The organism is Bradyrhizobium sp., from assembly GCF_030697065.1.
GTDB lineage: Bacteria > Pseudomonadota > Alphaproteobacteria > Rhizobiales > Xanthobacteraceae > Bradyrhizobium.
This window is the reverse complement of record NZ_JAUYQU010000228.1, coordinates 100,550-114,008: the sequence shown is the minus strand read 5'-3', so window position 1 is coordinate 114,008 and position 13,459 is coordinate 100,550. Positions and strand designations below refer to the sequence as shown.

Below are 13,459 nucleotides of genomic sequence, written 5' to 3'. Positions count from 1 at the left end.
CCGACCGGCTTCTGGCTGTCGTCGAGGTAGGAGAACGGAACCGACGAGTCGCGGAAGCCGAGGGTGATGGCGCCGGTTTCCTTGATTTTCTTCAGCGTCCCGGTGAGTTCCTGCGCCATCGCCGGTCCCGCGCATAGCGCGGCGGCAAGCGTGTAGCCTATCATAGCATTGTGTTTCATACGTGTGCTCCTTGCTTGGTTGATATCGTCGAGTGCTCGAGGATTTCGCTCAGGACCGGCGCAATATAGCGGCGAAATTGCCCGGGGTTCTCGCTCATCGGAAAATGACCGAGTTGTTCCATGATGGTGACGCTGGCGCCGTCGATCGCGGCGGCGGTTCGCCTGGTGTCTTCGGGGCTGCAGGAGAAATCATACTCCCCGGTCAGCAGATAGAGCGGGCATATGCCGGTATCGATCTTTCCCACCCGGCCGCGCAGGTCGCCGTCGACCCGATAGAAATAAAGATCGCCCTTGAAGATGCCCGGTCCGCCCTGCATGTAGGCCCACAGGGTCTCGCGGCGCGAGGCCTCAGGGCTTTGCGGCGCAATCAGGCCCGACACCAGCGCGGCGCAGACCTCGCCGCCGTGAACGTCCGGACGATGCAGCCAGGAGGTGTCGTACCACGGCGCCTGGAAATCGGCGGCTTCCAGTCCGATCAGGGCGCGAAACTCCGACGCATGGTCGATCGCCAGGTTGAGGACGATGCGGCCGCCGATCGAGCAGCCCATGACCACCGGCTTTTCCAGCCCCAGCGCACGGCAGAAGGCACGGATCGTGGCGGTGTAGCCGGCGGTCGTCAGCCGGTATTCCTCGCCGGTCCAGCCGGCAGGCGGATTGGATTTGCCGTGCCAGGGCATATCGAACGCAATGATACGGAATTTCCTCGAGAACTCCTCGTCGGCGAGCAGATGCCGCCACTGCCGCCCATCGGAGCCCGCCGTATGCAGGCACACCAGCGGAATGCCGTCGCCGTTCTCCTCGAAATAGATGCGATGCATCTCGCCGTCGATTGCGACATGGACATAGCGACCGACCATCGGCTCGATATGGCCGGTCATGTCGGCACCGACGAAGCATGCCGCCGCGGCAGCGCCAGCAAATCCTTGAAGTACTGGAGGTGCGTCATGAACGGATGCAGGTCGCCCTCCAGGCGGGCCTCTTCGCGCTTGGTCAGGGCCAGCAGATCGTGCCAGCCCGGCCGCGGCGCGGGCTCCCAATAGGCAGACCAGGCCGCGGACGTCGCGCGATAGGAGAAACGCCAGGACCGCATCAGGACCGGCGCCGGCGTCAGGTCGACGATCCTGCCGCTGCGGATCGAAACATGAAATGGATGGTCGAGGGGACCCAGCAGGCACTCACAGTCGAGCGCCCGGCCGCGCGCAACCAGTGCAGGCGCTTGCTCGAGCAGCCCGGGAATTCCGGCGAACGCCTCGATCACGGCGGCGGCGGAGGAGATCGGGGATGGCGTCATGCGCTTCAAGCAGGCGTTTTCCTGCAATGCCGACATTGGCAATATGAACGGAACAGGCGCTTCATGTCCCCATATCTATGACCCGAACGTCTGGCCATCGCAATGGGCCGTTTGGGGGACCTCTGCGGCACCGCGGCCGGCGCTTATTTCCATGGCACGGCAGGCTTGCGGCAGGCTTATTGTCGCACGCGTCGATTCCCGACGAAATGTAACCGTTACAGCGATTTACGTGCTTTTCATCCCCGTCGTTTTCGGGGAAGATTGTATCCGAGTAAACCAGAACAAGCCGGCCTCGTCGTGAGCGGGACCGCCAGGGAGAAAACTGAATGTTCCAACGCAACCGTTTGATGATCGCTTTTGCTGCGGTCGGCATGCTCATGTCGGCCGGCGCCGGGGCGCAGGAGTATCCCACCAAGCCGATCACCCTGATCGTGCCCTGGCCTGCGGGCGGCTCGACCGACATTTCAATGCGGGCGATGGCCGAGAGCGCGTCGAAAATTCTCGGCCAGCCGATCACGATCGACAACAAGGCCGGCGGCGGTGGCACGGTCGGCCCCGCCACCATGGCGGCTACCGCCAAACCCGACGGCTACACCATCGCGCAGATTCCGATCACGGTATTTCGTCTGCCCCTGATGCAGGAGACCCCATGGGATCCCGCCAAGGACTTCAGCTACATCGTTCATCTCACCGGCTACACCTTCGGCGTCACCACCAGCGCCGAGTCCCAGTTCAAGACCTGGAAGGATGTGGTCGACTACGCCAAAACCAATCCGGGCAAGGTGACTTACGCCACGCCGGGGGCCGGAACCTCCTTGCATATCGGCATGGAACAGATCTCCGCGCTGGCCGGCATCAAGCTGACGCAGGTCCCGTTCAAGGGCGGCGCCGAAACCAATGCCGCCGTACTCGGCCAGCACACCATGCTGCAGGCCGATTCCACCGGCTGGCGCCCGCTGGTCGACGCCGGCAAGTTGCGGCTGCTGATGGTGTGGACCTCGGCGCGGTCGCCGAATTTCCCCGATGTGCCCACGCTCAAGGAACTCGGCTATCCCATGGTCTACGATTCGCCGTTCGGCATCGCCGGACCCAAGGGCATGGATCCGAAAATCATCGCCAAGCTGCATGACGCCTTCAAGAAGGCGCTCGACGATCCCGCGGTGATCGCGACGCTGGCCAAGTTCGACATGGTCCCGAACTACAAGAACACCGAGGACTACAAGAAGTTCGTCACCGAGGTCACCAACTCCGAACTCAAGGTGATCGAGTCGCTCGGTCTGAAGAAGAAGAACTAAGCGCCATAGTTTCCCGGACGCGGTGCGGCGCTTCTTCGGCGCTGCACCGCAAAGCCGGGACTTGACTTGCTCTGCAAACCCCTGCCTGCAGCGCACCGGCATGGCGCTCGAAGGCGCTTTCAAGCGCACTACTTCCGTAGTACTGCGTTCGGGGAACGCCCGAGAGAAAATCGATGAGCGATGAATCCAACGTAAAGCTCCGCCTCAACAATTCCGAACTATGGGGCGGGTTGATCGGCCTTGCGCTCGGCGTCTTCGTCGTATGGTCGGGCCTCAGGCTCAAGCTCGGCGCCATCAACGACCCCGGCTCCGGTTACGTACTGTTCTACACCGGCCTGCTGATGTGCGTGCTTGCTGCCACCATCATCGTGGCGGCCGTGACCGAGGGCGGCCCGACCTTCGGCTCGCGCTGGAAAGACGCGCGCTGGACCAAGCCGCTGCTGGTCATCGCGGCTCTCATCGCGTTTTCCCTGGCGCTCGACCGGCTCGGATTTCTGCTCTCCACGATACCGCTGATGTTGCTGCTGCTTCGCCTGGTCGATCCGGTGCGCTGGACGCTGGCCATTCCGATCGCCCTGCTTGCGCCGCTCGGCGTGTGGTGGGTCCTGAAGCGCATGCTGCTGATCCAGTTGCCCTCGGGCATCTTCGGAATCGGCTGACTGGATCTTGAACATGGAAACTCTTCTCAATGTCGGGCAGGGCTTCGGCGTCGCGCTGATGCCGGTCAACCTGCTCTACTGCTTCATCGGGGTCTTCATCGGCACCCTGGTAGGCGTGCTGCCCGGTATCGGCCCGATTTCGGCGATGTCGCTGCTGCTGCCGATCACGCTGTCGGGAACACCTGAGTCCGGCATCATCATGATGGCCGGCATCTATTACGGCTCGATGTATGGCGGCTCGACCACCTCGATCCTGGTCAACATCCCCGGCGAAGCCGCTTCGGTCGTGACCTGCATCGACGGCCATCAGATGGCGAAGCAGGGCCGCGCCGGGCCGGCGCTCGGCATCTCGGCGCTGGGCTCCTTCATTGCCGGTACGTTCGCGCTGATCGCGCTGATGCTGGTGGCGCCGGGGCTCGCCAGCGTCGCGATCGCGTTCGGGCCGGCGGAATATTTCAGCCTGATGGTTCTGGGACTGGTGGTCCTGACCTTCCTCACCCAGGGCTCGATGGCGAAGGCGCTGCTGATGGCCTGCATCGGCATCGTGCTCGGCCTGATCGGGCTGGACAGCATCACCGCGATGCCGCGGCTGACCTTCGGCCGCCTCGAACTAATCGACGGCATTGGCCTGGTGCCCGTGGTGATGGGCCTGTTCGGCGTCGCGGAGGTCCTCATCAATACCGAGAAGCTGATCAAGCGCGACGTCATCAACGCCAAGATCACCCACCTGCTGCCGAACAAGGCAGACTGGAAGGCCAGCGCCGGGCCGATCGGGCGCGGCACCATCCTTGGATTCTTCCTGGGGATTCTGCCGGGCGGCGGCTCGGTGATCTCCTCGTTTGCGTCCTATGCGCTGGAGAAGCGTCTGTCGAAAACGCCGGAGCGGTTCGGCAACGGCGCGATCGAGGGCGTCGCGGGGCCGGAATCCGCCAACAATGCCGCCGCCGGCGGCGCCTTCATTCCGCTAATGACGCTCGGTATTCCCCCGAACGTGGTGATGGCGCTGCTGCTCGGCGCCTTCATTGTCCACGGGGTGCAGCCCGGCCCGCTGATGATCACGCAGAACCCCGGCCTGTTCTGGGGCATCGTCGCCAGCATGTATATCGGCAACGTAATGCTGCTGGTGCTGAATCTGCCGTTGATCGGGATGTGGGTTCAGCTGCTGAAGTTACCCTACAACATCCTGTTTCCGCTGATCATCCTGTTCACCATCATCGGCGTCTATTGTTCCAGCAACAATGTATTCGATGTCTATGTCATGATCGCCTTCGGCGTGATCGGCTATTTCATGCGCAAGATCGGTTACGAGCCCGCGCCCCTGGTGCTGGCCTTCGTGCTGGGGCCGATGATGGAGAACAATCTGCGCAAATCGCTGATCCTGTCGCAGGGCGATCTCTGGACCTTCGTGGAGCGCCCGATCTCGGCGGTGTGCCTGGCGATCGCGGTCGTCCTTCTCGTCGGTCCGCTGCTGCCGTCGTTCCGCAAGAAGCGCGAGCTTGTGGCGCTGGAGGAAGGCGCCTAGCTGCAAAACAGTCTCTGATGTTTCAGAGTAATTTGGCGCGGGCAAACAGAGCGCGAAGGGCGTGGGTCGCCTGCACGATCAGCATGCCGTCTTCGGCCGCGGCCTCGAGCGCGGCCTTTGCAGCGCTGTGGAGCGACTTGAATTCCATCCACTCGACCGAGTTGAGGCTGTTGATAAAGTCGTAAGCCTGCCCGACGGTCTCGATCGCGACGGTCTTGCCGTTCAGCTTGACCCGGAACGTCGCCTTCAGCCGAGTCTGGGAGTCTGATATCCTGTTCATCGCAGTACCGTTGTTCAGCGGCGCCGGCAAAGTCAATCGGAACTCATTTGCGAATCGGCGGCCTTTCGCCCAGATCCCAGAACAGTCCTGCCATGATGCCCAGCGCCTCTTCGGTCACGGAGAGCAGAATGTGTTCATTTGGCGCATGCTGGGAACAGCCCGGATAGGAATGCGGTATCCAGATCGTGGGCAGGCCCAGCCCTTCGGAGAACACGTCATTGGGCAGCGACCCGCCGAAATTCGGCAGGATCGCCGGCGCCCTGCCGGTGGTCTGCCGGATCGATTCCGCCGCCCAGCCGACCCAGGGACTGTCGAAATCGGTGCGTGACGCGGCAAAGCTCTGGGCCGCGCTCACCTCGACCACCGCGAACCCGTTGTCGTGCAGATGCGCCCGCACCGCTTCGATGACCTGGTCGATCCGGGTGCCGACGACGAAACGCAACTGCAGCACCGCATGCGCCTCGCCGGGGATGGCATTGGCGGGGCTTGCGATGTTGCCGGACGACATCGCGAGAACTTCGAGCGTGTTCCAGGCATAAAGCCGCTCGGCGGCCGACAATCCCTCCTCGCCCCAATCCTCCGACAGTGCGGGCTCATCGGCCGTCGGCTCGACCTTCACATCGGCCAGCACCGCGCGAATCGCGTTGGAGATTCGCGGGGGCTTCAACTGATCCAGTTGCATCCGTCCCCGGTGGTCGACCAGGCAGGCGATCGCGCCCGACAGGATGGTCGCGGCGTTGGCCAGCACGCCGCCCCAATTGCCGGAATGATGCGCGCCGTCGCGCAGCTTGACGTCGAGATGAATCCGCAAGCCGCCGCGACAGCCGAGGAAGATGGTGGGGCGATCGGCCGACAGCCGCGGCCCGTCGGATGCCAGAAACAGATCAGCCTTCAACTCCTCGCGCAACGCCTCGCATACAACGCGCAAGTCAGGCGAGCCGATCTCCTCGCCGGTCTCGATGATGAATTTGGCATTGAAGCCGAGCTTGCCGCCGCGCGCCGCGCGCACGGCCGACAGCGCCGACAGGTTGATGCTGTGCTGGCCCTTGTTGTCGGCGGTACCGCGGCCATAGACCCGATTGCCCGCCACGGTGGTCCGCCACGGATCGAGATCGTCACGCCATTCGCCTTCCATGCCATCGACGACGTCGCCATGGCCGTACATCAGCACGGTCGGTGCCGAGGCGTCCTCCTGATACTCGGCGACCAGATAAGGGCCCTTGCCGGTGGGCGATTCGATCAACCGCGAGGAAAATTCGAGTTGCGCAAAGGCCGGCTGCAATCCTTCCACGAGGTAGGCGCGCAGGGCATCGCCGCTGCCGGGGTTCTGGCTTTCGGTGCGATAGCCGACCCTGCGGTCCAGTTCGGCAAGGAACTCGCCGGAGTGAAGCTGTTGGCGCGCTCCCGCGATGGCGTCGGCTCTGGTCATGTATTCTCTTTTTCAGTCGCGAACGTTTTGAACTTCGGCCAACGTAGCGAGAACCGGCGCGGGCCGAAAGTGGGCACGACGTAGACAATTTTCTTTGCTAAGCAAAGCCGGAATGCAACAGTTTCATGCGCAGCCCGGCAATTCAGATCGGGCGAACAAGGGTGGGGCCCGGGGTTTGTCGACCATGAAGAAGCAAATCCGGCTCAACGCCTTTGCCATGAACTGCGTCGCGCATCAGTCGCCGGGGCTGTGGACCCATCCGCGCGATCGCACCAGCGAATATAACCGGCTGCCGTACTGGATCGATCTGGCGAAAACGCTGGAGCGCGGCCGGTTCGACGGGCTGTTTCTCGCCGACGTGCTCGGTGTCTACGACGTATTCGGCGGCAGTCCGGACGCGGCCTTGCGCAACGCCGCGCAGACGCCGGCCAACGATCCGCTGCTGCTGATCCCGGCGATGGCCGCCGTCACCGAGCATCTCGGGTTCGGCGTCACCTCCAACCTGTCCTACGAACCGCCCTATACGTTCGCGCGGCGGATGTCGACGCTCGATCACCTGACCGAAGGCCGGGTCGGCTGGAACGTGGTGACCGGCTATCTCGACAGCGCGGCCAAGGCCGCCGGCAAGGACAGACAGACCGGGCATGACGACCGCTACGATGTCGCCGACGAATATATGGAGGTGGTCTACAAGCTCTGGGAGGGCAGTTGGGAGGACGACGCCGTGCTGCGCGACCGCGCGCGGGGAATTTTTACAGACCCGGCCAAGGTGCATCGCGTCGTTCATGCCGGAAAGAACTACCGCGTCGATGCCATTCACCTCTGCGAGCCGTCGCCGCAGCGCACCCCCGTGCTGTACCAGGCCGGCACCTCGCCGCGCGGGCGGCAATTTGCGGCCGACCACGCCGAATGCGTGTTCATGTCGGGGCCGTCGGCAAAGATCATCGCGCCCCGCGTGGCGGCGATTCGCGAACTCGCGGCGAAAGGCGGGCGCAACCCGGCCGAGATCCTGATGTTCAGCATGTTCACCGTCATTCTCGGGCGAACCGAGGCAGAGGCGAAGGCCAAATATGCCGACTACCGCAGCCACATCAATCCCGAGGGCGCGCTCACGCTGATGTCCGGCTGGACCGGCGTCGATTTTTCGACCTACGATCTCGACCAGCAGGTTCGGCACGTCGAGAACGACGCCGGCCGCAGCGCGATGGACAACATCACCCGCGCCGATCCGGACCGGGTCTGGACCGTGCGTGAGGTCGCCCAGCATGTCGGCATCGGCGGCGCCGGGCCGGTCGCGGTCGGCACGCCGGAAACGGTCGCCGACGCCATCGAAGCCTGGTTCGAGCAGACCGACGTCGATGGCCTCAACATGCCGTTCGCGGTCTCGCCCGGCGATTTCGCTGACATCGCCGACATGCTGGTGCCGGAACTGACCCGGCGCGGGCGTTACAAGCAGTCCTATGCGGACGGCACGCTGCGGGAAAAACTGTTTGGCGCGGGGCGCGCGCGGCTCGGCGCACCGCATCCGGCGGTACGGTATCGGCATGACGTGACGACGAAGGCGGCAGAGTAGGTTTCGCTCCGCAGGGTGGGCAAAGGCGCGCTCTTCGCGCCGTGCCCACCATCCATCAAGCGCGCGCAATGGTGGGCACGGCGCAAATGCGCCTTTGCCCACCCTACGGCTCGCTACGACGTTGTCAGACCGTGCCGTCGACCACCACCTCGATCAGCTTCGCGCCGGGCCGGCTGAACGCCGACTTCAGCGCCGCCGCGACATCCTTTGCCTCGGTGATCTGCATCGCTTCGAGCCCGAGCGATTTTGCCAGCGCCGTGAAATCCACCTTGGGATCGGCGAAATCCATGCCGACGTAGTGATCGTCGCCGTGGAACGCCAGCAGCCGCTGCTTGATGATGCGGTAGCCGCCATTGTTGACGATCACCACCGTCAGCGGCAGTTGGTGATGCGCCGCGGTCCACAGCGCCTGGATCGAATACATCGCGCTGCCGTCGCCGGAGAAACACACCACCGGGCGGTCCGGATTGGCGAGGCTGACGCCGACCGAGGCCGGCACACCCCAGCCGATGCCGCCGGACGCCAGCGCATGATAGCCGTAACGGTCGCGATGCGGGCGCAGCGCCAGCATGTGGCGCGACGACGTCAGCCCCTCGTCGACCAGGATGGCATTGTCCGGCATCGCCTCGACCACCTGCAGCGCCAGCCAGTCCGGATCGATCGGGGAGCGATCCTTGTTCTTCGAGATCTGCTCCACCAGCACCTTGCGCCTGGCGGTCCAGTTGCTCGATGCCAGCGCCGCGATCCCCTGCTTGGCACGGCTCTCCAGTGCCGCGCCGCCGGCTGACTTCAGCGCGGGAACCAGCACGCGCAGGGTCTCCCTCACATCCGCTTTCAGCGCGATCTCGGCGCTGTAATTCTTGGCGAGGTCCCAGTCGACCAGCCCGATCTGCACGATCGGCATGCCCTCGGGCAGCGGATCGACCTCGCTGTAGACCGACATCCGCAGCGGATCGGCGCCGAGCACGATCACGAGATCGTAGGGCGACAGCACCTCGCGCACCTGCTTCTGCAGCCGCGACAGCGCGCCCATGAAGCACGGGCTCTCCGACAGGAAATGGGCGCCGTAAGGCGTCGAGCATTGATAGGCGGGAGCACCCAGCGTTTCCGCCAGCGCGGCCGATTCCTGCAGCGCGTCGCTCTTGACGATTTCATCGCCGGCGATGATGACGGGATTCTGGGCTTTCAGGATCCGCTGCGCCAGCGCAGCCAGAGACTCCTCCGATGGCCTGACCCTGGTATCGACGCGGGTCGAACTGCCCAGTTCGATGCCGGCCTCGGCATTGAGAATATCGCCGGGCAGCGAGATGAATACCGGTCCGGTCGGCGGCGTGGTCGCGATCTTGGCGGCGCGCCGCACGATCCGCGGCAGGTCCTCCAGCCGCGTCACCTCGACCGCCCATTTCACCAGCGGCTCGGCCATCCGCAGCATCGGTCCGTACAACACCGGCTCCATCAGGCCATGGCCCTGCTCCTGCTGGCCGGCGGTCAGGATCATCGGCGTGCCGGTGAAGCTGGCGTTGAACAGCGAACCCATCGCGTTGCCGAGCCCGGGCGCGACATGGACGTTGCAGGCGACGAGCTTGCCCGAGGCGCGGCTGTAGCCATCGGCGATGGCGACCACCAGGCTTTCCTGCATCGCCATCACGTAGGTGAGGTCGGGATGTTCCTTCAGGGCATGCATGATCGGCAATTCGGTGGTGCCGGGATTGCCGAACAGATGGGTGATGCCCTCGTCCTTGAGCAGGGCCAGGAACGCCGAGCGCCCGGTAATGCGATTCATCAACTGTCTCCTCCTCGCCGCGGCCGTTACCGTCGGGTTCAGCCATCATGGCTGATCCGCACCGCCGGTTGCAAGGAAGCGCGGTCATGGCTGCCCTGCGCCGCCACGCGCGCCTGCGCTATTGTATTGGCGGTCGGTTGATTCATAGTGGATTTGAAACCGCGGGGCCGAGGGCCGCCGTATCGGGTCGGAGCATTCCCAGCGATGTCGGAACAAGCGGGTTCGGCGACCAGGCCATCTGCGCATGATGGCCTGCCCGCCGAACAGCGGCGCTGGGCAGCAGCGGCGATCTTCATCGCGCTCGCCGTGGCGTCGCTCGATACCGCGATTGCGAACATCGCACTTCCCGCCATCGCCGCCGACCTCAACGTCAGCCCCGCCGATGTCATCTGGGTCGTCAACGTCTATCAGATCGCGCTGGTGGCGACCTTGTTGCCGCTCGGGGCGCTCGGCGAAATCGTCGGGCATGAGCGGATCTATCTGGGCGGATTGCTGCTGTTTACGCTGGCGTCGCTGGCCAGCGCCTGCGCGTGGTCGCTGGAGAGCCTGCTGGTGGCCCGCACGCTGCAGGGACTCGGCGCCAGCGGCCTGATGAGCGTGAACACCGCGCTGGTCCGTTTCGTCTATCCGAGCCGCCTGCTCGGCCGCGCGTTCGGTTACAATGCGCTGGTGGTTGCGACCGCGATGACACTTGGGCCGACGGTGGCGGCCGGCATCCTGTGGCTGGGGCCGTGGCCGTGGCTGTTCGCCATCAACATCCCCATCGGCCTGATCGCGATCGCGATCGGATTGAAGACGCTGCCGCGGCCGCCGCGCGCCGTCCACCGCTTCGACTTTCTCGGCGCCCTGATGGCCGCCGGCGCGCTCGGCCTCATCATCATCGGAATCAGCGGCGCGGCGCATCATGCCGACATCGGGCTGGTCGCGATCGCACTGGTGGTCGGGATCGCGCTCGGATGGCTCCTGGTCCGCCGGCACGCCGACCATCCCGCGCCGATGCTTCCAGTCGACCTGTTCCGGCTGCCGATCTTCGCCCTGTCGGCAGCCACCGCGGTCTGCTCGTTCGTGGTGCAGGGCCTGGCATTCGTCGCGCTGCCGTTCTATTTCCAGGAAACATTGCACCGCACCGCCGTCGAGACCGGCCTGTTCATGACGCCGTGGCCGCTGGTGGTCGCGATCATGGCGCCGATCGCGGGCAGGTTGTCCGACCGCTATCCGGCCGGCATCCTCGGTGGCATCGGATTGGCGCTGCTCTGCCTCGGCATGGGATTGCTGGCAACGCTGCCGGCGGCGCCGGCCACTGCCGACATCGTCTGGCGCATGGCGCTGTGCGGATGCGGCTTTGGCTTCTTCCAGGCGCCGAATTTGAAGGCGCTGATGTCGAGCGCCCCGGCGGGCCGCAGCGGCAGCGCCAGCAGCATCGTGGCGACGGCGCGACTCTCCGGACAGACCATCGGTGCGGCGCTGGCCGCATCCTGTTTCGGCTTCGTCGGCAGCGATGGCGCCGTGGTGGCGCTGGCGCTGGCCGCGGCTGTCGCCGCGCTCGGCAGCCTGATGAGTTTTCTGCGCCTGATCGCGATCCCGCGACCCGGCTGATCGCGTCCGCCACCGCACGTTTCAGAACAGCCCTTCATGCTCGACGCGCTTCTTCCTTTTCGAGCGAAGGTCGCCCATATGGCGTCAGCGGGAAACCGTGCTGCAGACCGTAGGGTGGGCAAAGCTTCCGCCGTAGCTCGAAGAGCGAAGGTGGAAGCGTGCCCACCGGCGTCAACAGAAGTGTGGTGGGCACGGCGAAGGCGCCTTTGCCCACCCTACGAGTGCGACGTGCGTTACGCCTTCTCCAGCGCATCATGCTCCGGATAATCGGTATATCCGCGGCGTCGCCGCCGTGGATGGTCGCGCGGTTGGTTGTACGGCGTCAGCGGGAAACTGAGCTGCAGACCGTAGGGTGGGCAAAGCTTCCGCCGTAGCTCGAAGAGCGAAGGTGGAAGCGTGCCCACCGGCATCAACAGAAGTGTGGTGGGCACGGCGAAGGCGCCTTTGCCCACCCTACGATCGCTGCGCGCGCAACCTTTGCCATGTGCGGTCCGCCTTCATCGCGACTAAGAATCCAACGCCGTCATTCCGGGATGGTGCGCAGCACCAGACCCGGAATCTCGAGGTTCCGGGTTCGATGCGGAGTTTATCATCGGGCCGGCCGAAGGCCGGACCCGGTGGCATCGCCCCGGAATGACGATGGTTCTGCACGACTTCCCCAGCCGATCGACGCTGCGTCACGCCTTCTCCAGCGCATCATGCTCCGGATAATCGGTATATCCCGCGGCGTCGCCGCCGTAGAAGGTCGCGCGGTTGTAGGGCGTCAGCGGGAAACCGTGCTGCAGCCGTCGCGGCAAATCGGGGTTGGAGATGAAGATCCGGCCGAACGCGATGGCGTCAGCGTGGCCGTTCCTGATCGCCGCATCCGCGGTCTCGCCGGTAAAGCCGCCGGCGGAGATCAGAACCCCGCTCCACATCGGCCGGAAAAGCTCCATCGCCGAGGGCACGTTCTGCCAGTTGACCTCGGCGCGGCCGGCGCCGCTGGAGCGCGGCTCGACGAAATGCAGATAGGCGAGGCCGAGCGGATCGAGCGCCTTGATGACGTGGCTGTAGAGCGGCATCGGATCGGGCTCGCCGCTGCCGTTGGCCACGCCATAGGGCGACAGCCGCACGCCGACCCGGTCGGCGCCCCAGACGTCGATCGCGGCCTGCGTCACTTCCATCAGGAACCGGGTGCGGTTCTCGATCGATCCGCCATATTGATCGGTGCGCAGATTGGTGTGCGACTGCAGGAACTGCTCGATCAGGTAGCCGTTGGCGCCGTGGATCTCGACGCCGTCGAAGCCGGCGGCCTTGGCGTTGGCGGCGGCCTGCCGGAAGGCCTCGACCACGCCGGCGACTTCGGAGGTCTCCAGCGCCCGCGGCGTCTCGTAGCTCGTCGACTTGCCGTCCGCCGTTGCGGTCTTCAACTCGGAGGGAATCGGCACCGCCGAAGGCGCCACCGGCAGCACCCCACCGGGCTGGAACGAGGAATGCGAGACCCGGCCGACATGCCAGAGCTGCAGGAAGATCACGCCGCCTTTGGCATGAACGGCGTCGACCACCTTGCGCCAGCCCTCGATCTGCGCGTCCGTGTAGATGCCGGGAACAGCGGGGCTTCCGAACGCGGTGTCTGCCACCGGCGAGGCTTCGGCAATGATCAGGCCGCCCGGTGTGGCGCGCTGCGCGTAATACTCCACATTGAGCGGCCGGGGCGCGAGCGAGGGCTTTGCCGCCCGCATCCGCGTCAGCGGCGCCATCACGAGGCGGTGCCGGAGCTGATAGGGTCCGATGGTGAGTGGTGAAAACAACGACGTGAATTTCATGTCCGCCCCGGTTGATTTTATTTGAGATGGCTGTGTAGCCGGTTCCG

The 13,459-nt window shown here is 64.8% G+C and carries 11 protein-coding genes and 1 pseudogene; 5 read left to right on the top strand and 7 right to left on the bottom strand.

The window, feature by feature from the left end; genetic code table 11:
* The 3 genes and pseudogenes from Q8R73_RS18230 to Q8R73_RS18220 form a co-directional block, all read right to left on the bottom strand.
* Positions 1–179: pseudogene (locus tag Q8R73_RS18230) on the bottom strand (amino acid ABC transporter substrate-binding protein); the annotation flags it as partial.
* Entirely contained in the window at positions 176–1,057 is an 882-nt protein-coding gene (locus tag Q8R73_RS18225; RefSeq protein WP_305720945.1) for an alpha/beta fold hydrolase, read from the bottom strand. The pseudogene Q8R73_RS18230 and the gene Q8R73_RS18225, both read right to left, overlap by 4 nt.
* Entirely contained in the window at positions 1,054–1,470 is a 417-nt protein-coding gene (locus Q8R73_RS18220; protein WP_305720949.1) for a hypothetical protein, read from the bottom strand. Before Q8R73_RS18220 ends, Q8R73_RS18225 begins: the two co-directional genes overlap by 4 nt.
* 326 nt (positions 1,471–1,796) lie before the next feature.
* Between Q8R73_RS18220 and Q8R73_RS18215 the strand changes: the two genes are divergently transcribed.
* From Q8R73_RS18215 to Q8R73_RS18205, 3 genes are all read left to right on the top strand, one after another.
* Entirely contained in the window at positions 1,797–2,765 is a 969-nt protein-coding gene (locus Q8R73_RS18215) for a tripartite tricarboxylate transporter substrate binding protein (protein ID WP_305720944.1), read from the top strand.
* A gap of 173 nt (positions 2,766–2,938) precedes the next feature.
* Positions 2,939–3,424: a tripartite tricarboxylate transporter TctB family protein gene (locus tag Q8R73_RS18210; RefSeq protein ID WP_305720943.1), complete on the top strand. Its 486-nt coding sequence runs from the start codon at positions 2,939–2,941 to the stop codon at positions 3,422–3,424.
* 13 nt (positions 3,425–3,437) lie between these two features.
* The gene (locus tag Q8R73_RS18205; RefSeq protein ID WP_305720942.1) at positions 3,438–4,946 is read left to right on the top strand and encodes a tripartite tricarboxylate transporter permease; all 1,509 of its coding nucleotides are present in this window, start codon (positions 3,438–3,440) and stop codon (positions 4,944–4,946) included.
* Positions 4,947–4,968: 22 nt separating this feature from the next.
* On the opposite strand, the gene Q8R73_RS18200 is transcribed toward Q8R73_RS18205, so the two are convergent.
* Positions 4,969–5,226, bottom strand: coding sequence for a hypothetical protein (locus tag Q8R73_RS18200; protein WP_305720941.1), 258 nt, complete (start codon positions 5,224–5,226; stop codon positions 4,969–4,971).
* Positions 5,227–5,269: 43 nt separating this feature from the next.
* Positions 5,270–6,655: a M20 family metallopeptidase gene (locus Q8R73_RS18195; protein WP_305720940.1), complete on the bottom strand. Its 1,386-nt coding sequence runs from the start codon at positions 6,653–6,655 to the stop codon at positions 5,270–5,272.
* 184 nt (positions 6,656–6,839) lie between these two features.
* On the opposite strand from Q8R73_RS18195, the gene Q8R73_RS18190 reads away from it, so the two are divergent.
* The gene (locus tag Q8R73_RS18190; RefSeq protein WP_305720939.1) at positions 6,840–8,228 is read left to right on the top strand and encodes an LLM class flavin-dependent oxidoreductase; all 1,389 of its coding nucleotides are present in this window, start codon (positions 6,840–6,842) and stop codon (positions 8,226–8,228) included.
* 124 nt (positions 8,229–8,352) lie between these two features.
* Here Q8R73_RS18190 and Q8R73_RS18185 read toward each other — a convergent pair whose 3' ends face one another.
* A complete protein-coding gene (locus tag Q8R73_RS18185; RefSeq protein ID WP_371126125.1) occupies positions 8,353–10,014 on the bottom strand; it encodes a thiamine pyrophosphate-binding protein in 1,662 nt (553 codons plus the stop codon).
* Between the two features lie 201 nt (positions 10,015–10,215).
* Here Q8R73_RS18185 and Q8R73_RS18180 point away from each other — a divergent pair, with 201 nt between their 5' ends.
* Complete coding sequence (locus Q8R73_RS18180; RefSeq protein ID WP_305720937.1) at positions 10,216–11,607, top strand: MFS transporter; 1,392 nt, start codon at positions 10,216–10,218, stop codon at positions 11,605–11,607.
* Positions 11,608–12,284: 677 nt separating this feature from the next.
* Here the strand turns inward: Q8R73_RS18180 and Q8R73_RS18175 are convergent.
* Positions 12,285–13,412 (bottom strand): alkene reductase, encoded by a 1,128-nt coding sequence (locus Q8R73_RS18175; RefSeq protein WP_305720936.1) that lies wholly within the window; start codon positions 13,410–13,412, stop codon positions 12,285–12,287.
* Positions 13,413–13,459 lie beyond the last annotated feature (47 nt).

Excerpts from the sequence above, each read along its gene's own strand:
- Q8R73_RS18225 (WP_305720945.1), bottom strand. The coding sequence starts at position 1,057 with ATGACCGGCCATATCGAGCCGATGGTCGGTCGCTATGTCCATGTCGCA.
- Q8R73_RS18220 (WP_305720949.1), bottom strand. The coding sequence starts at position 1,470 with ATGACGCCATCCCCGATCTCCTCCGCCGCCGCCGTGATCGAGGCGTTC.
- Q8R73_RS18215 (WP_305720944.1), top strand. The coding sequence starts at position 1,797 with ATGTTCCAACGCAACCGTTTGATGATCGCTTTTGCTGCGGTCGGCATG.
- Q8R73_RS18210 (WP_305720943.1), top strand. The coding sequence starts at position 2,939 with ATGAGCGATGAATCCAACGTAAAGCTCCGCCTCAACAATTCCGAACTA.
- Q8R73_RS18205 (WP_305720942.1), top strand. The coding sequence starts at position 3,438 with ATGGAAACTCTTCTCAATGTCGGGCAGGGCTTCGGCGTCGCGCTGATG.
- Q8R73_RS18200 (WP_305720941.1), bottom strand. The coding sequence starts at position 5,226 with ATGAACAGGATATCAGACTCCCAGACTCGGCTGAAGGCGACGTTCCGG.
- Q8R73_RS18195 (WP_305720940.1), bottom strand. The coding sequence starts at position 6,655 with ATGACCAGAGCCGACGCCATCGCGGGAGCGCGCCAACAGCTTCACTCC.
- Q8R73_RS18190 (WP_305720939.1), top strand. The coding sequence starts at position 6,840 with ATGAAGAAGCAAATCCGGCTCAACGCCTTTGCCATGAACTGCGTCGCG.
- Q8R73_RS18180 (WP_305720937.1), top strand. The coding sequence starts at position 10,216 with ATGTCGGAACAAGCGGGTTCGGCGACCAGGCCATCTGCGCATGATGGC.
- Q8R73_RS18175 (WP_305720936.1), bottom strand. The coding sequence starts at position 13,412 with ATGAAATTCACGTCGTTGTTTTCACCACTCACCATCGGACCCTATCAG.